Origin of the sequence: Streptosporangium sp. NBC_01810 (assembly GCF_035917355.1) — a bacterium.
Taxonomy (GTDB): Bacteria; Actinomycetota; Actinomycetes; order Streptosporangiales; family Streptosporangiaceae; genus Streptosporangium.
Genome location: NZ_CP109070.1, coordinates 2,410,829 through 2,429,774 on the forward strand (window position 1 = coordinate 2,410,829; position 18,946 = coordinate 2,429,774).

Here is an 18,946-nt window from a genome sequence, read left to right on the forward strand (position 1 = left end):
ATAGCACGACATATGGGTATTCGTCGGCGGGCTAGGCTTCCCCCGGCGACCCGGCCGGGAGGCTAGGTGCCGTCCGCGTCCCGCGACGGAAGACGCCGGAGCCGCGCCTGGCGATGCTTCTCGGCATGAACGGTGTCGTTTTCGTCTTTCCCGGCCAGGGTGCCCAGTGGCGTGGCATGGGAAGTGCCCTGCTGGAGCAGGAACCGGTCTTCGTCGCGGCGATCCGGGAGTGCGAGCTCGCGCTCGAACCGTACACGGACCGATCCGTCACCGACGTGCTCGCGGGCAGGATCGACGCCGACCGGATCGACGTGGTCCAGCCTGCTCTCTTCGCCCTCCAGATCGGGCTGGCCAGGCTCTGGGCGGCCAACGGCGTCGTACCCGCCGCGGTGGTCGGGCACAGCCTGGGCGAGATCGCCGCCGCCCACGTGGCGGGCGCCCTGACCCTGGCGGAGGCGGCCAAGGTCGTCGGCGTACGCAGCCGGCTCTACCGCAGGCTCAGCGGGGCGGGCGCCATGGCGCTGGTCGGCCTCGGCTGGGAGGAGACCGCCGCCCTGGTCGCCGAGCAGAACGGCCACCGTGGGGCCGCACCCGGCATTCCCGGGGTTCCCGGTGGCGGTGGAACCGGCGCCGGCCGGATCTGCCTGGCCGCCGCCAACGCGCCCGGCTCGACGGTGGTGGCGGGCGACCACGACGCGGTCCACGCGCTCGTCGAGCAGCTCCGCTGGGAGGACGTCTTCTGCCGCCTGGTCGGCGCCGACGTCGCCGGCCACAGCCACCACGTCGACCCCCTCCTGCCGGAGCTGCGCGAGGAACTGGCCGCCCTGGTGCCGAACCGCGCGGGGATCCCGCTCTGGTCGACCGTCACCGGCCGCCCCGGCGCGGTGCTCGACGCCGACTACTGGTGCCGCAACCTGCGCGAGCCCGTCCTGTTCTGGCCGGTGATCCGGCAACTCCTGGACGCGGGCTACGACACGTTCGTCGAGCTCAGCCCGCACCCCACCCTGCTGTCCGGGCTGCGCGACGTCGACGCCCGGCTGCTGGCGTCCGTGCACAAGGAGGACGGCGCCGCCTTCGCCGGCTCGCTCGCCCGCCTGCGCGAGGTGGAGCTCACCGCGGACGGCCCTCTGGGCGACCACCGGGTCGAGGGCCGGCCGGTCTTCCCCGGCGCCGGATACCTGGCGGCCGCCCTGGAGCACTCCGGCGCGCTGGCCGGGGTGGAGTTCCACGCCCCGCTGCTCCTGGACGCGCCGCGCCGCCTGGCCACCCGGCTCGACGGTGACTCGATCGACCTCACCGTCGAGGGGCGGACCCACGCCTCGGCCTCCCGCGCGACCCCGCAGACCGTGGCGCACCTGGAGCTGTCGCCGCTCAGGTCCAGGTGCGCCACCCGGATCGCAGCGGAGGAGCTGTATTCGGGCTTCACCGCCAGGGGCATGCGCTACGGCCCGGCCTTCCAGCGGATCGAGGAGGTCTGCACCGCCCCCGGAGAGTCCCTCGCCCGCCTGCGCGCCGCCTCCCCCCTCTCGCGGGCCCGCGACGGCGAGCTCGCCTCCGGCCCCTGGCCGTACCGCCTCGACGTGGCGCTGCTGGACGCCTGCCTGCAGGCGGCGGCGCCCATCCTCGCCGAAGGCGACGACCTCTACCTGCCCCGGGGGGTGGCCCGGGTGTCGGTGCTCGGCGAGGTGGGCGCGGCCCGCTGGGCGCACGCCAGGGTCGCGTCCGCGACGGGCCCCGGCGACGACATCGGCGACGGGGGCGGCGACGTCGGCGACAGGGCCGGCGACAGGGCCGGCGACAGGGCCGGCGACAGGGCCGGCGACAGGGGCGGCGACAGGGGCGGTGCCGGGGGCGGTGCCGGGGGCGGCGCGCACCCGGAGGCGGACGCCGCTCCGTACCAGAACGCCGGAACGGGTGACGGGGCGGAGGTGACGCTCGACATCGACGCCTGCGACGAGGACGGCCGGGTGGTACTGGCACTGCGCGGGGTGCGGCTGCACCGGATCGCGCGCGGCGCCGGGACCGGCGGCTGGACGTACAGCACGTGCTGGGTGCCGGTGGAGATGGGCGCGGACGAGCCGTTCGGCGGCGTGGTCCACCGGGTCGAACCGGGACGGCCCGCCGAGGAGGCGCTGCGGTCGCTGCTGGACCTGACCCGGGAGCTGATCGCCCAGCCGGAGCCGGACCGGCTGTGGGTGGTGACCAGGAACGCCCAGCCGGTCGAGCCGGGCGACCCGGTGGACCCCGACGCCGCCGCCGTGTGGGGGATGGCGCGCACGATCAGGCACGAACACCCCGAGCTGCGCTGCACCCTGATCGATCTGGACGGCGAGCACGAGCCGTCCTGCTGGACCCCGGCCGACCTGGGCGCGGGAGGTGGATCGTCCTCCCGGATCCCGGGCGACACCGACGCGGGGAACGAGTGGTCCTCCCCGGACTCGGCCGACCTCGGCGGCGGGCATGAGCCGTCCTCCAGGATCCCGGCCGACGCCGAGGACGAGCGGCCCACCTGGAGGCTCGCGGGTGAGAACGAGGTCGCGTTGCGAGGCGGCAGGCCGTTCGCGCCGCGCCTCACCCCGCGACCGGCCGGGCCGCGCGGCCCGCACAGGCTCGTCCAGCGTACCCGGCAGGACCTGGCCACCCTCTCTCTGGCCGAGGACGTTCCCCGGGCGCCGGGGGCGGGAGAGGTACTGATCCGGGTACACGCCGCCGGGCTCAACTTCAACGACGTGCTGCGCGGGATCGGCATGCTGGGCGAGCAGCCGGAGCCGTTCGGCTACGGCCTGGAGTGCGCGGGCGAGGTGACCGCCGTCGGCGACGACGTCACGGGCCTGGCCGTAGGCAGCCGGGTGGTGGCCCTGGTCGCCGAGATCGGCGCGATGGCCTCGCACGTCACAGTGGACGCCCGGCTGGCCGTGCCCATCCCCGGTGATCTGGACTTCACCGCGGCGGCGACGCTCCCCGCGGCGTACGTCACCGTGGTCTACGGCATGGAGCGGCTGGCCCGGCTGGAGGCGGGGGAGCGGGTGCTGATCCACGCCGCGGCCGGAGGCGTCGGCCAGGCGGCGGTACGGCTGGCCCGGCGGGCGGGCGCGGAGGTCCTCGCCACCGCGGGCTCGCCCGGCAAGCGGGCCTGGCTCAGGGAACAGGGCGTCCGGCACGTCTTCGACTCGCGCTCGCTGGACTTCGCCGACCAGGTCCTGGAGGTCACCGGCGGCGCCGGGGTCGACATGGTGGTCAACTGCCTGGCCGGACAGGCCGTCGACGAGGGACTGCGGATCCTGGCGCCCTTCGGCCGGTTCGTCGAACTCGGCAAGCGCGACATCGCGGAGAACCGGCCGCTGCCGCTCGCCCCCTTCGCCAAGAGCCTGTCCTTTCACGCGGTGGAGGCGTTCTCGCTGGCCGGACGGCGCCCGGCGCTGGTCGGCGCGATGCTGCGCGAGGTGGTGGACACGGTCGGGGCGGGCGAACTCGGCCCGCTGCCGGTGACGGCCTTCCCCGCGGCGGAGGCCGAGGCGGCGTTCCGGCACATGGCCTCGGCCAGGCACATAGGCAAGGTGGTGCTCACCTTCGACCGGCCCCGGCTGCGCGCCGACGGCACCTACCTGGTCACCGGAGGTCTGGGCGGTCTCGGCCTGGCCGCGGCCGAGGGGCTGGTACGGCAGGGAGCCAGGCACCTCGCCCTGCTGGGCAGGAGCGAGCCAGGGCAGGCCGCACGGGAGCGGATCGCCGCGCTCCGCGAGCAGGGCGTGCGGGTCGTGGTGCTGGCCGCCGATGTCGCCGACGCGGGCGCGCTGGAGCGGGCGCTCGACGGGCTTCGCGCCCAGGCGCCGCCCATCCGTGGTGTCCTGCACGCCGCCGGGGTGCTGCGCGACCGCACGATCGCCGCCGTCGACCTCGACGAGGTGGCCGAGGTGCTGCGCCCCAAGGTGGCCGGCACCCGCAACCTGCACCGGCTGACCTGCGACGACCCGGTGGAGCTGTTCGTGCTGTTCTCCTCGGCGGCCGGGCTGCTCGGCTCCGGCGGCCAGGCCGGTTACGCGGCGGCCAACGCCTTCCTGGACGGTTTCGCGCACTGGAGGCGGCGGCGGGGCCTGCCCGCCACCAGCGTCGACTGGGGCGTCTGGTCACAGATCGGGCTCGCCGCCCGGCCGGACCGGGCGGGCAGGCTGGCCGACCGGGGCATGGGTTCCATCGACACCGCGTCGGGCCTGCGGATCCTCGCCGAGCTGCTCGCCGAGCTGCCGGCCCAGGTGGCGGTTGTCCCGCTGGACGCGCCCACCTGGTTCGCGAACAACCCGGGACACGAGCACTGGTCGATCTTCGCCGGGCTGGCGGCCGGCCACGCCGGGGCCGGCCGGCTGAGCATCACGACCCCCCAGGAGCTGGAGCGGGCGCTCGTCGAGTGGGTGGCGGGGGTGCTGCGCACCTCACCGGCCGCGATCGACCCGAAGACGTCGCTGACCCGGCTGGGACTGGACTCGCTGATGGCCGTCGAGTTGCGCAACCTCCTGGAGGCCCGGCTCGGGGTGCGCCTGCCGGCCCCGGCCTTCCTCGACGGTCCCACCGTCACCGAGCTGGCCGGGCGGGTGAGCGCCCATCTGGACGACAGGCCGGTCGGCGAGATCGATACCCGTGACCCGATGGCGGCGCGGCTGGACGCCCTGTCCGACGCCCAGGTGGACGCCCTGCTGGACGAGCTTCTCAACGACCACATCGGAGGTATGGCATGACATTTCATGATTCGGTGCTGGCGTCGCTGCTGAGCACCGCCGACGAGCACGGTGAGCGCCCGGCGCTGACCTTCCTGGGCAGGGGCGAGAGCACCCGGTGGACCTTCGCCGAGCTGGCGCTGCGTGCCCGCCAGGTCGCCACCCGCCTCACCGAGGCCGGCGCGTGCGGCGAGCGCGTGCTGCTGGTCTGCCCCTCCTCCGCCGAGTACGCGCCCGTCTTCTACGGCTGCATGCTGGCCGGCGCCCTGCCCGTGCCCGTCTACCTGCCCTCCCTCGCGCACTTCAGATCCGCCTGGTCGAAGATCGCCTCCATCGCCCGCGACTCCGGCGCCGCCTACGCGATCGCCCCCGAGCCGCTCCCCGACGCGGACGCGCCGGCGACCCTGCCCGGCTTCCGCGGCTGGCTGCACTTCGCCGACCTGTTCCTCGGCGACGCCGCCGACCACTGGGTGCTGCCCGCCCCCGGCGACCTGGCGTTCCTGCAGTACACCTCGGGTTCCACCGGCAACCCCAAAGGCGTCATGGTCACCCACGGCGGCCTGACGCACAACGCCCGCGCGGTGGCCGCCGCCGTCGGGGCCGGCCACGAGACGACCACGGTCTCCTGGCTGCCGCTCTACCACGACATGGGGATCATCGGATCGCTGCTGTCGCCGCTGCTGTGGGGAGCGCACGTGGTGAAGATGTCGCCGCAGGCGTTCGCCGCGCGGCCGTTCGCCTGGCTGCGAGCCATCTCCGACCACGGCGGGCAACTCTGCTACGCGCCCAACTTCGCCTACGAGCTGTGCGCCCGCAAGGTCACCGACGCCGAGATCGCCACCCTGGACCTGAGCGGCTGGCGGGTGGCGATCAACGGTGCCGAGCCGATCAGGCGGGACACCCTGCGGCGCTTCGCCGAGCGGTTCGCCCCCGCCGGGTTCGACGCCGCGAGCCTGCACGTCGGGTACGGCATGGCCGAGGCCACCCTGGTCGTCTCCACCGGGCCGCTGTCGGTCGCCGACCCCGGCGTACAGGTGGGGGAGCGCCACTACGTGCGCTGCGGCACCCCGCTGGACGACACGGTCGTCCAGATCGCCGACCCCGACACCGGGCTGGCGCGGGAGCCCGGCGAGGTGGGCGAGGTGTGGGTGTCGGGGCCCTCGGTGGCGGCCGGCTACTGGCAGCGCCCCGACGCCACCGCCGAGACCTTCCACGCCCGGCTGCCGGGGCGCGAGGAGAGCTTCCTGCGTACCGGAGACCTCGGCGTGCTGGACGGCGACAGCGTGGTGATCGTCGGCCGGCACAAGGACCTGATCGTGCTCAACGGGGTCAACCACTACCCCCAGGACGTCGAGTACACCGTCGAGCGGGTCAGCCCCGCCGTGCGGGGCGGCTGCGGCGCCGCCTTCGCCACCGAGCCCACCGGCGACGTGCCGCAGGCCGAGGCCGCGGTGGTGGTCGCCGAGGTCACGGCCGCGACCGCGGGGGATCTCGGCGAGCTGATCACCGAGATCCGTCTCGCGGTGGCCAGGGAGCACGACGTGCTGCTCGACGGGGTGTTCCTGGTCGAGCCGCGCAGCGTCCCCAAGACCACCAGCGGAAAGATCCGGCGCCGCGAGTGCAGCGCCATGCTGGCGGAGGGCCGCTTCACCGTGCTGGCCGGATGGACCTCACCCGCCCTCGCGGACGCCGACCCGGTGGCGGCCGGGCGATGAGCCTCCTGGACCTGCTGACCTCCCTGGTCGCCGAACGCGCCGGCCTGGCCGCTGTCGACGCCGACCGGCTGTTCATCGACTACGGCATCGGCTCGGCCGACGCGGTCGCCCTCGCCACCGAACTGGAGGCCCGGCTGGGCACCCCGTTGCCGAACACGGTCTTCTACGACCACCCCACCCCTCGCGCCCTGGCCGAACATCTGGCGGGAGCCGTACGGCAGCCGGACCCTCCGCTACCGAACACCGTCCTTCCCGACCGCGACACCTCCCGCGCTTCGGAGGGGCCGCTACGGCAGCCCGACCGCGAGACCCCCGCCTACTCCGTCGAACCGGTGGCGATCGTCGGCATCGGCTGCCGCCTGCCGGGGGCCGACGGCCCCGGGCGGCTCTGGCGGCTGCTGGCGGACGGCGTCGACGCGGTCGGCACGGTGCCGGGCGAGCGGGCCGCGCACCACCCGGGCTGGCGCGAGCCGGGGGTGGGCGAGGGCGGGTTCCTGCCGGACGTGGAGGGCTTCGACCCGGCGTTCTTCACGGTCAACGCCCGCGAGGCGGAGGCGATGGACCCGCAGCAGCGGATGCTGCTGGAGGTCGCGCACGAGTCCCTGCAGGACGCCGGGCTCCGCCTCGCCGATCTGGCCGGGAGCCAGACGGGCGTGTTCGCGGGCATCAGCAGCGGGGACTTCCTGGTCCGCAGCTTCAGCCCCGGGCCCGCCGCGGCCGAGCCCGGCCTCTACACCCCGACCGGCGTGGCGCACAGCGTGGCCGCCAACCGCATCTCCTACGTCTTCGACCTGCACGGCCCCTCGATGTCCGTCGACACCGCCTGCTCGTCGTCGCTGGTCGCCGTCCACCAGGCGGTGACCGCACTGCGGACGGGTCAGTGCGACACCGCCCTCGCCGGCGGGGTCAACGCCATCCTCTCGCCGGACATCGGCCTGTGCTTCCGTACGGCGGGCGTGCTGGCCCCCGACGGCCGGTGCAGGTCCTTCGGCGCCGGGGCCGACGGCATGGGCCGCTCCGAGGGCGCCGTCATGGTGACGCTCCGGCGCCTGGGCGACGCGATTGCCGCCGGAGACCGGATCTACGCGCTCATCCTCGGTGGCGCGGTCAACAGCGACGGGCGTACCAACGGTCTGATGTCGCCGAGCGCCCCCGCGCAGGTACGGCTGCTGCGCGCGGCGTGCCGCGCCGCGGGGGTCGACCCCGGTGACGTCGGCTACGTCGAGGCGCACGGCTCGGGCACCCGGCTGGGCGACCTGATGGAGCTGCGCGCCCTGTCGGAGGTGCTGGGCACGGCGCCACGCCGTGCCGCGCTGCGGATCGGCTCGGTCAAGAGCAACCTGGGGCACCTGGAGGCGGCGGCCGGCGCGGCCGGCCTGGCCAAGCTGGCCCTCGCGCTCTTCCACGGCACGCTGCCGGCCAGCCTGCACGCCACCGACCTCGCCGAGGATTTCGACTGGTCCGGCGGCGGCCTGCGTGTGCAGCGGAGCCTGGAACCCTGGGCCGGCCGCCTGGCCGGCGTCAGCTCCTTCGGTTTCGGCGGCACCAACGCCCATCTGATCCTCCAGGCGCCGCCCGAGCGGCGACGCACACCCGTCACGCCCGTCACGCCCGTCACGCCTGGAGGCGCTCCTGCCCGGCGGCAGGACTGGGAGGACTGCGAGGGGGGACCGCCCGCCGAGACGTGGTCGTATCCGCCGACAGCGGTTTCGCGCACCCGCCACTACCTGCCGCTCTCGGCGCACACGCACGCCGGGCTGCGGGAGCTGGTCGTGCGCTGGCGGACCGCGCTGGACGATCCGGAGCTGGACCTGGTGGCGGCCTGCCACACGGCCGGGGAACGGCGCGACCACCACGCCTACCGGGTCGGGGTGACCGGCGCCGACGCCGCCGAACTGAGCCGGGAGCTCGACAGGGCACTGACCGACCTGGCCGCCGCGACACTCGGCGGCGCGGCACCCGGCGGCCTGGCCCTGGTCTTCGCCGACGAGCCGGCCGCCGGGACGGCCGCCGTGCACGCCGACCTCGCCGCCGAGCTGCGCCGGGCGGGCGTCCGTCCCGACCTGGTGATCGGCCACGGCGCGGGGGAGGTCGCCGCCGCCCGCTACCGCGGCGTGCTGTCGCTCACCGCCGCGGACGCCGTCGCCGGGCACCGCGCCAGGCTGCTGGCCGGGCCTGCGCCGGTGCATGCCCTGCGGGTGCGGCTGGCGCGCAGGCTGGCGGAGGCGCTGTGCGCGCGAATCGGTCCCGCGCTCGCGGTGGCCACCGTGGAGGACGCGCAGACCTGTGTCATCGTCGGCCCCCGGGCCGCGCTGGCCACCCTGGCCGCCACCCTCACCGCGGGGGACGTGCTCTGTGGCGACCTCGGACCCGCCACCGCCGACCACAGCGCGCTGGCCGCGCCACTCGCCGCCGAGCTGGAACTCGCCCTGGAGGGGCTGCCGGTCAACGCAGGTGAGACGGTGGCGCTGTCGACGCTCACCGGCGGGCCGATCGACGGCCATGCGCAGGGTGCCTGGCACTGGGCGCGCCACCTGGTCACCCCGAGCCTGCTCGGCGACGCGCTCGCCGTCGCACTGGACCGGGGAGTACGCACCTTCGTGGAGATCGGTGCCGCCGAACTCGGCCCCCGGCTGCGCGGCGCCCCGGGTGGCAGACAAGCCCGCGTGGTGCGCTGCGCCACCGCGAGCGACCTGCCCGGTGTGCTGATCCGCCTCTACGAGCTCGGCCACGACCTCGACTGGGCCGCGCTCAACCCGCCGGGGGCCGTGGCGTCCATTCCGCTGCTTCCCTGGTCTCGCGAACGGCCCGCGCACCTGCCCGCGCACGGCCACATCGGCACCGTCCCACAGGAGATGGTCGCGTGAACACCGTCCCGGATGAGGTGGCCCGGCAGGGAGACGACCGCGTGAACACCATCCCGGATGAGGTGGCCCGGCAGGGAGACGACCGCGTGAACACCGTTCCGCATGAGGTGGCCAGGCAGGAAGACGACCGCGTGAACACCGTTCCGCATGAGGTGGCCCAGCAGGAAGACGACCGTATGAACACCGTCCTGCACGAGGTGGCCCGGCAGGTGAGACGCGCTCCCGGCGCGGTCGCCGCCCTCGACCCCGCCTCCGAGCTCACCTACGGGCGGCTCGCCGCCCGTGCCAACGCGGTGGCCGGCATCCTGCGAGAGAGGGGTGCGCGCCCCGGTGACGTGGTCGGTGTCGCGCTGCCCCGTTCGGCCGACTACGTGGCGGTGATCCTGGGCATCTGGCAGGCCGGCGCGGTCTTCCTGCCTCTCGATCCGGCCCTGCCACCCGAGCGGCTGCGCTTCCAGCAGCGCCAGGCGGGCATGAGCCTGCTGCTCGACTCCGTACCGCGCACCGGGGACACGCGCGAGCCGTGCGAGGACACGGACGAGCTGCGGACCGGTGACGCCGAGCCGGAGCGGTGCGCGTATGTGATGTTCACCTCCGGTTCCACCGGGCGGCCCAAGGCGGTGCGGGTCTCGCACGCCTCGCTGCACAACTGCGTGCGCGCCGTCGCCGAACTACTCGTCCCCGGTCCCGCCGACCGGTACGCCGCCAACCAGACCTTCTCCTTCGACATCGCGCTGCTGGAGATGTTCGTCCCGCTCAGTCACGGCGGTGCGACCCTGGTGACCTCCGAGGCGCTCCAGGCCGCCCCGGAACGGCTGGTGGGCTGGCTGGAGAGGCACCGGGTCACCGTCGTGCACGCCACCCCCACCGCCTGGCACTTTCTGCTGCCGTACCTGACGCCGGGGCGCGAGGAGTTGCAGGCCGTCTGCGGCGGCGAGGTGCTGACCGCCCGGCTGGCCGCCGAGCTGGCCGGCCGCGCCGGGCGCGTCTGGAACTTCTACGGTCCCACCGAGGTCACCGTGTGGTGCACCGCCGGGCTCGTCACCGCCCAGGAGCCGGACCCGCTGCCGGTGGGCAGGCCGCTGGCCGGTTACCGCGTCGTCCTGCTCGACGACGCCGGTGAGCGGGTACCGGACGGCGAGCAGGGCGAGATCCACGTCGGCGGGCTCGGCGTGGCCCTCGGCTACGGTGGCGCCCCCGAGCTGACCGCCGAACGGTTCGTCGACCACCCCGAGTACGGCAGGCTCTACCGGACCGGTGACCTGGGCCGGCTGCGCCCCGACGGCCGGCTCTGGTTCACCGGACGCCGCGACCGGCAGGTCCAGCTGCGCGGCTACCGGATCGAGCTGGGCGAGATCGAGTGCGTGGCCCAGGAGCACCCGCTGGTCGAGCTGGCCGCCGCGCACGTCGTGGACGAGGGCCTGCTGCTGTTCGCCCAGGGAGACGTCACCCCCCGGGCGCTGCGCAGGCACCTGGCCGCCCACCTGCCCGCGTACATGATCCCGTCCAGGATCGAGGTGCGCGGCGCCTTCCCGCTGACCCCCACCAAGAAGATCGACCGCGTCGCCCTGCTGGCGTCGGCGAACCGTTAGGAGAAGTCGTGGCCGGATTGCACGAGCTGGTCGAAGCCCAGGTGGAGCGGACCCCGCGCGCCGTGGCCGTCATCGATGCCGACGGCCACACCCTGACCTACCGCGAGCTGGACCGGCGTGCCAACCAGCTCGCCCACCACCTGCGCGAGCTGGGAGTGGTCGCCGACACCCCCGTGGCGGTGTGCGTGCACCGGGGACTGGACCTGGTCATCGCGCTGTGCGGCATCCTCAAGGCGGGCGGAGCCTACCTGCCGATCGACCCCGACGCACCGCCCGCCCGGGTGCGGCTCATGGTCGCCGAGGGCGCGGCGCCGGTGTCGGTGGGCGAGCAGGCACTCGCCCACCTGCTGCCCGGCGACCTCACCCGCGTCGTGCTGCTCGACCGCGACAGCGCGCTGATCGACCGCCACCCGACGACCCCCGCCGACTCCGGGGTACGCCCGGGCGACCTGGTCTCCCTCTACTACACCTCCGGCTCGACGGGCATCCCCAAGGGGGTCGCCAGCACGCACGGGGGCTGGGTCAACCGGATGCGGTGGATGCAGGCCGAGTACCGCCTCGAACCAGGCGAGGCCGTGCTGCACAAGACCACGCTCAGCTTCGACGACTCGGCGGTGGAGGTGTTCTGGCCGCTGTCGACCGGCGGGGTGGTGGCGATCCTGCCGCCGGGCGAGCACCGGGACCCGGTGGCGCTGCTGGAGGCCACCTCGCGCTTCGGCGCCGTCGTCGTACAGTTCGTGCCCAGCATGCTCGCACTGTTCCTGGCGGCGCATCGCCGCGCCGGGCTGCCGCCGCTGCCGCACCTGCGCCACGTGATCTCCAGCGGGGAGGCGCTGACCGCACCCCTGGCGCTCGCCTTCCACGAACAGATCGGCGTGTACGGCTGCGGGCTGCACAACCAGTGGGGCGCCACCGAGGTGTCGATCGACTCCACCATGTACACCTACGACCCGCACGACCCGCACGCGGGCCCGGTCGTCTCCGTCGGGACGCCCTTCACCGGCAACACCGTGCACGTGCTGGACGAGGCGGGAGACCTCGTACCCGACGGGGCGGCGGGCGAGCTGTTCATCGGCGGGATCGGCCTGGCACGCGGCTACCACCGCAGGCCCGCGCTGACCGCCGAGCGCTTCGTCCCCGACCCGTACGGCCCGCCGGGCTCGCGGCTGTACCGCACCGGCGACCTGGGGCGGCGCCGCCCCGACGGCGCCCTGGACTTCCTCGGCCGCACCGACCACCAGGTCAAGATCCGCGGGGTACGGGTCGAGCTGGGCGAGATCGAGGCCACCCTGGACGCCCACCCCGGGGTCGAGCGCTCCGCCGTCACGGTCGCCGGGGAGCGCCTGCTCGGCTACGTGGTGGCCTCCGGCGCCGCCCCCGACCCGGCGGAGCTGCGGGCCCATCTGGTCGACCGGCTCCCGCCGTATCTCATCCCCGCGCAGCTCGCGGTGATCGACCGGATGCCGCTGACCAGCAGCGGGAAGGTGGACCGGGCCGCGCTGCCGGAGATCGCCCCGCCCGCCGAGCGGGCCGAGGGGAGGCCCCCGGTCACCGCCGTGCAGCAGACGCTGGCCACCATCTGGGCCGACGTCCTGGATCTGGACACGGTCTGCCTGGACGACAACTTCTTCGAGCTGGGCGGCAACTCCCTGCTCGCCACCCAGGTCATGTTCCGCATCCAGGACGACCTGCGCATCGACTTCCCGCTCTACCTGCTCTTCTCCGCCGAGTCGCTGGAGGAGCTCGCCGAGGAGGTGGCCGAGACTCGCGCCGAGCAGCTCCCGCCGCTGCCGAGGGTGTCCCGCGAGGGGACACTGCCGCTCTCCTACGGTCAGGAACGCCTCTGGTTCCTGCACCGGCTGGCGCCGGGCTCGACCGCGTACAACGTGCCGACCGCCTGCCGCCTGCACGGCCACCTCGACGTGGCGGCGTTCCGCCAGGCGTTCGACGAACTGGTCGCCCGGCACGAGATCCTGCGGACCCGGTACGTGGAGAGCCCCGCAGGCATTCCCGAGGTGCGCATCGACGCCCGCGGACCCCGGCTGACGGTCGGCGTCGCGCCCGGCCAGACCCGCATCGCCCGGGAGAGCGCCGCCTCCGACGCCCTGCAGGCCGACTGGGAAACCCCCTTCGACCTCGCCGCCGCCGCGCCGGTGCGAGCCAGGCTGACCCGGTTGGACGCCTACGAGCACGTGTTCTCCCTGGTCGTCCACCACGTCGCCTACGATGCCGCCTCCGAGCAGGTGCTCTGGCAGGAACTGGCCACCCTGTACGAGGCCGCGCTGGCCGGGCGGCCCGCGGTGCTCCCCGAGCCGGCCGCGCAGTACGTGGACTACGCCGCCTGGCAGCGCGAGCACGCCGCGGGCGGCGAGCAGTTCGACTACTGGCGCGGCCGGCTGGCCGGGATCACCCCGGCCGAGTTGCCCGTCGACCGGCCGCGCCCGCCGGTGCAGACCTACGCGGGCGCCAGGGTCTCCTTCATGATCGACGAACGGGTCACCGAGGAGCTGCGCCGGCTCGGCCGCGAGGCGGGCACGACGCTCTTCGCCGCCCTGCTCGGCGCCTTCCAGGCCACGCTCTTCCAGGCGTCCGGCGGCGCCGACGTCGCGGTGGGCTCCCCGGTACCCGGCCGGACCCGCCCGGAGACCGAGCAGATGATCGGTTTCTTCGTCAACACGCTGGTGCTGCGCACCCCCTGCGGCGGCGACCCGACCTTCGTCGAACTGCTCGGCCGCGTCCGTGAGGTGGTCCACGGCGCCTACGCCCACCAGGACGTCCCGCTGGAGCGGCTGGTCCAGGCGCTGCGCCCGCCGCGCGCCCCCGGCCGCTCCCCCTTCTTCGACGTCATCTTCAACGGCGTCCCGCTCAGCGCGCTCACCGGCGCCGAGGGCGTACGCCTGCCACAGCTGACGGTGACCCCCATCGACCTGGCGACTCGTACCACGGTCGCCGACCTCGTCTGCTCGGTCGCGGAGACCCCGGACTCGATCATCGGCGAGGTCGCCTACAACACCGGCCTGTTCGACGGACCCACCGTCGAGAGTCTGGTGGATGCATGGCTGCATCTGCTGGGAGCGGCGGTGCGTGACCCGCACGCGCCGCTCTCGGCACTGTCACCGGTTCCCCATGCGTGAACGGAAGTTCGAGATGCTGCGCACGATGTTCAAATCCAAGATCCACCGAGCGACGGTCACCCACGCCGACCTGCACTACGTCGGCTCGGTGACGATCGACGAGGAGCTGATGGAGGCCGCCGACCTGATGGACGGCGAGCAGGTGGCGATCGTCGACATCACCAACGGCGCCCGCCTGGAGACGTACGTCATCACCGGGGAGCGCGGCAGCGGGGTGATCGGCATCAACGGAGCCGCCGCACACCTGGTCGCCCCGGGGGACATGGTGATCCTGATCTCCTACGGCCAGTACTCGGGCGCGGAGTTGCGAGGCTACCGGCCCCGGGTCGTCCACGTGGACGGGGCCAACCGGATCGTCCACATCGACCACGACCCCGCCCGCCCGGTGCCGGGGGCCGAAGACCAGTTCGCACCCGCGGGTGCGGCCAGGAGGCCACGATGAACACGCACACCCCCGTCCACCGGGCGCTGGCCGACGACTGGGCGCTACTGCTCGGCCTGGAGAGCGTCGGTCTCGACGACGACTTCTTCGAGGCCGGGGGGCACTCGCTGGTCGCCATCCAGCTTGTCGCCAGGATCCGGGCACGGCACGGCGTCGAGGTGCCGGTCGCGGACGTGTTCACCCACCCGACGGTGGCCGAGCTGGCGCAGGTCGTCATCGACCTGCTGGAAGACGGGGCGTCACCGCACCCGTCGCACTCGTCGCTGGAGGTGGAAGGTGCCGGTCGTAGCGCCTGAGACTGGGCCATCCTCGTCCGGGGTGTCCCCCGCCGGGACGCCGACGCCCGAGTCCACGCTCCCCGGGACGTCCTCGCCCGGAGGGCGGCCGCTCGGGGGAGGGCTCTCGTACGCGCAGGAACGGATGTGGCTCAGCCACCAGCTGGACCCCACGGGGACGGAGTACAACGTCTGCCTGGCGCTGCGCCTGCGCGGCCCGCTGGACGTCCCGGCACTCGCCGGTGCGCTCGGTGACGTCGTCGCCCGCCACCAGGCGCTGCGCACCGTCTACCCGAACGTCGAAGGACGGCCGGTGGCCTCGGTGCTGCCACCGGCGCCGGTCGAGCTGCCGGTACACCCCATGGCGTCGGAGGAGGAGGTCCGCAGGACGGCCGTCGCCGAGGCGCGGCGGCCGTTCGACCTGGCCGCCGGGCCGGTGCTGCGCGTCCAGCTCGCCCGGCTGGCCGCCGACGACCACGTCCTGGTGCTCGCCGTGCACCACATCGCCTTCGACGAGTGGTCCATGGGCGTCTTCCTCGGTGAGCTCGACGCCCTCTACCAGGCCCGCCTCGCGGACCTGCCCGACCCGCTGCCCCCGCTGCCCGCCGGGTACGACGAGGTGGTGGCCGCCGAGCGGGCGGTGGATCCGGCGCCCGCCCTGGCGTACTGGCGCGGCGCCCTGGCCGGCCTGCCCGCGCTCGACCTGCCCACCGACCGCATCCCCGCCGCGAAGATCTCCGCGGAGACCTCCGCGGAGACCTCGACGGAGACCTCGGCGCAGGGAGAGACGGTGACCTTCACCGTGCCGGCCGCCACCGCCGCCGCGCTCGGCGCCGTCGCCCGGCGCTGCCGGGCCACCCCGTACATGGCCGGGCTCGCCGCGTTCGCAGCGCTGTTGTCGCGCCACTGCGGCCAGGACGACATCGCGCTCGGCAGCACCGTCGCCAACCGCGCCGCGCCGCACTCCGAGCACCTCGTCGGTGCCTTCTTCAACACCGTGGTGATGCGCGCCGACCTGTCGGGTGCCCCGAGCTTCACCGAGCTGCTCCGCCGCGTCCGCGCCTACTGCCTGGACGCCCTCACCCACCAGCACCTGCCGTACCCGATGCTCGCCCAGGGCCGTGCCCCGCTGTTCCGCGTCCTGTACGAGCTGCACGCCGGCCTGTCGGGGACCACCAAGCTCGGCGACCTGGGAGTGGAGCCGTTCGAGTTCCCCGACACCGCCGCCAAGTACGACCTCGCACTGTCCCTGATGCCCGAGGGCGACCACCTGCTGGGTCACCTGACCTACCGCGTCGACCTGTTCGAGCCCGGCACCGCCCGGCGGCTCGCCGAGTCCTTCGTCCACCTGCTCACCCAGGTCGCCGCCGCACCCGACGTACCGCTCAGCGCCCTGGAGATCCTCCCGCCCGCCGAGCGCGAGGCGCTGCTCGCGGCCTGCCGGGGGCCGGAACCGCTGGGTTCACCGGAGGTCTGCGCGCACGAGCTCTTCGAGCGGCAGGCCCGGCTCACCCCGCAGGCCGTCGCGCTGACCTTCGGCGGAACCCGGCTGAGCTACCGGGAGCTGAACGCCAGGGCCAACCGGATCGCGCACTGGCTGCGCGGCAGGGGCATGGGCCCGGAGAGCATCGTCGCCGTCCGCCTGCGACGCTCCGACTGGCTCGTCGCCGCCTTCCTCGGCATCTGGAAGGCCGGGGCCGCCTACCTGCCGCTCGACCCCGGGCTGCCGGCCGCCCGCCTGGAGTACATGCTGGCCGACTCCGGTGCCCGGCTGGTACTGGACGACGCGGGTGCCCTGGAAGCCGAGACCGCCGGATGTCCCTCCGGTGACCCGGACCCGACCGCCGCGTCCGGCAACCTGGCCTACCTCATCTACACCTCCGGCTCGACCGGGCGCCCCAAGGGCGTCATGGTCCCGCACCGGGGCCTGGTGAACTTCCTGCGCTGGTGCGTGTCGGCCTACGCCGTCGGTGGCGTGGGCGGGGCCCCGCTGTTCTCCTCGGTCGCCTACGACATGGTCGTGCCCAACATCTACACCCCGCTGGTGGTGGGCCAGTGCCTGCACGTCGCCGCCGAGGACACCGCCCTGGACGAGCTGGGCACCGCGCTGTCGGCCCGGCCTTACGGGTTCGTCAAGCTCACCCCCGGACACCTGGAGGTCCTGGCCGGGCAGCTCTCCGCCGAGCAGGCCGCGGGCCTGGCCGGGGTCCTGGTGGTGGGCGCCGACGCCTTCCCCAGCCGGGCGCTGGCGTTCTGGCAGGCGCTGGACCCGGCGCCGGTGCTGCTCAACGAGTACGGTCCGACCGAGGCGTCCGTCGCCAACTGCGTGCACACCGTGACCGGCCCGATCGGCGGCGAGCTGGTCCCCATCGGCAGGCCCATCCCCGGCACCGCCATGTACGTGCTGGACGAGACCATGCGCCCGCTCCCGATGGGGGTGCCCGGCGAGCTCTACATCGGCGGCGAGTGCGTGGTGCGCGGCTACCACGGCAGACCCGCGCTGACCGCCGAGCGCTTCCTGCCCGACCCTTTCGGCCCGCCGGGCTCGCGGCTCTACCGCACCGGGGACCTGGGCAGGCTCCGCGCCGACGGGGAGTTCGAGTTCCTCGGCAGGCTTGACGACCAGGTGAAGATAAGGGGATTCCGTGTCGAGCTGGGAGAGGTCGAGGCCGCCCTGGACGAACTGCCGGGCGTCGACCAGTCGGTCGTCATCGCCGCACCCGTCCCCGAGCCCCGGCCTGGAACCGTACCTGTCCCCGAGCCCCGGCCCGGATCCGGAACCGTACCCGTCCCCGAGCCCCGGCCTGGACCTGGAACCGTACCCGTCCCCGAGCCCCGGCCCGGATCCGGAGGAGGGCGAAGGCTCGTCGCCTACGTCGTCGGCACCGCCACGGCGGCCGAGATGCGCGCGGGTCTGGCCCGGAGCCTGCCCGAGTACATGGTGCCCTCGGTCTTCGTGCCGCTGCCCGCGATCCCGCTCAACCGCAACGGCAAGGTGGACCGATCCGCGCTGCCGGAGGTGAACGCCGCCACCGCGCGGGACGCGGAGGAGGAGCCCGCTCCGCGCCGGGCGCGCACCGCCGTCGAGGGGCAGATCGCCGACCTGATCGCCGGACTGCTCGGGATCGGCTCCGACGACGTCGGCGCGGACGAGGACCTGTTCGCCAGGGGTATCGACTCCCTCGGCGCGGTACGGCTGATGGCGAGTGTGGAACAGCGCCTGGGCGTGAAGGTCAAGCTCCGCAGGTTCCTCGCCAACGCCACAGTCAGCGGCCTCGCCACTCTCGTGTCGACCGCCCTCCCCGACCGAGGCCCCGAGCGCACTTCCGCCGTACCACTTCCCGTGATCACCCCGCTGGTCGTCTCCGCCTCCGGCGGAGACCCGCTCTACTGTTTCCACCCGCTCGGCGGCTCCGCGCTCTGCTACGCGGGGCTGGCCGCCAGGCTCGCCGCGCACCGGCCGGTCTACGCACTACAGGCGCTGGAATCGGGGGTGAACGCCGGGTCACTGCCGTCCATGGCCGCCAGGTACGCCGCGGAACTGGCGGAATCAGGCCTGGACCTGGCGCGTCCGTACACGCTCGCCGGCTGGTCCGCGGGCGGTGTGCTGGCCTTCGAGACGGCCAGGCGGCTACAGGCGCTCGGCCACCACGTCGACCACGTGGTGCTGATCGACTCGGTGCTGCCCGAGGTGTTCGTGACCGACCTGCTGGGCGAACTGGCCGAGCTGGAGGCGCTGATCGACCGGCTGGCCCCGCTGGGCGTGGCCGAGGCCCGGCAGGCCCTGCTCGACTCGAAGGTGGGGTTCTTCGCCGGGCTGGGCATGACGTCCTCCCAGGTGGCCGCCTACCACGAGGCGTACGGGCCGGAGCTGCTGGGGCTCTGGCGCGACAGCCTGCGCGGCCTGGCCGACTACCGGGCCGGCTGGTTCCACGGCCGGGTCACCCTGCTGGTCAGTGAGTCGCACCCGCCCGCGCTGCGCGCCGTCCAGGAGGCGGGCTGGCGCCAGACCGTCTCCGAGCTGACCGTCCACGAGGTCCCCGGTGAACACCACGAACTCCTCCGCGCCCCCCACGTCAACCTGATCAGCCGTTTCCTCACCCCCTGACGTCGGTGGGGCCGCCAGTTCGAGCGCACCAAGAAGGCGATCCTGGACATCTACGACGCGATGCGGGATGCCATCGACGGGCGACAGCCGTACCGGACCCC

The 18,946-nt window shown here is 74.2% G+C and carries 8 protein-coding genes; all 8 read left to right on the top strand.

Annotated elements, in window-relative coordinates:
- The first annotated feature begins 125 nt into the window (after positions 1-125).
- The 8 genes from OIE13_RS10935 to OIE13_RS10970 are packed head-to-tail and all read left to right on the top strand — an operon-like array spanning position 126 to position 18,845.
- Positions 126-4,733, top strand: coding sequence for an SDR family NAD(P)-dependent oxidoreductase (locus OIE13_RS10935; RefSeq protein WP_326829948.1), 4,608 nt, complete (start codon positions 126-128; stop codon positions 4,731-4,733).
- A complete protein-coding gene (locus tag OIE13_RS10940) occupies positions 4,730-6,427 on the top strand; it encodes a fatty acyl-AMP ligase (protein ID WP_326640475.1) in 1,698 nt (565 codons plus the stop codon). The genes OIE13_RS10935 and OIE13_RS10940 overlap by 4 nt, the downstream gene beginning before the upstream one ends.
- Positions 6,424-9,294, top strand: a complete 2,871-nt coding sequence (locus OIE13_RS10945; RefSeq protein ID WP_326640473.1) for a beta-ketoacyl synthase N-terminal-like domain-containing protein — start codon at positions 6,424-6,426, stop codon at positions 9,292-9,294. The genes OIE13_RS10940 and OIE13_RS10945 overlap by 4 nt, the downstream gene beginning before the upstream one ends.
- Positions 9,291-10,886, top strand: a complete 1,596-nt coding sequence (locus tag OIE13_RS10950; protein ID WP_326640471.1) for an amino acid adenylation domain-containing protein — start codon at positions 9,291-9,293, stop codon at positions 10,884-10,886. The genes OIE13_RS10945 and OIE13_RS10950 overlap by 4 nt, the downstream gene beginning before the upstream one ends.
- Positions 10,887-10,894: 8 nt before the next feature.
- Positions 10,895-14,020: an amino acid adenylation domain-containing protein gene (locus OIE13_RS10955; protein ID WP_326640469.1), complete on the top strand. Its 3,126-nt coding sequence runs from the start codon at positions 10,895-10,897 to the stop codon at positions 14,018-14,020.
- A 13-nt stretch (positions 14,021-14,033) separates the two neighbouring features.
- On the top strand, positions 14,034-14,462 hold the full coding sequence (panD, locus tag OIE13_RS10960; protein ID WP_326647102.1) for an aspartate 1-decarboxylase: 429 nt from the start codon (positions 14,034-14,036) through the stop codon (positions 14,460-14,462).
- Positions 14,459-14,758: a phosphopantetheine-binding protein gene (locus OIE13_RS10965; RefSeq protein WP_326640467.1), complete on the top strand. Its 300-nt coding sequence runs from the start codon at positions 14,459-14,461 to the stop codon at positions 14,756-14,758. Before panD ends, OIE13_RS10965 begins: the two co-directional genes overlap by 4 nt.
- 22 nt (positions 14,759-14,780) lie before the next feature.
- A complete protein-coding gene (locus OIE13_RS10970; RefSeq protein ID WP_326640465.1) occupies positions 14,781-18,845 on the top strand; it encodes an amino acid adenylation domain-containing protein in 4,065 nt (1,354 codons plus the stop codon).
- Positions 18,846-18,946: the final 101 nt, after the last annotated feature.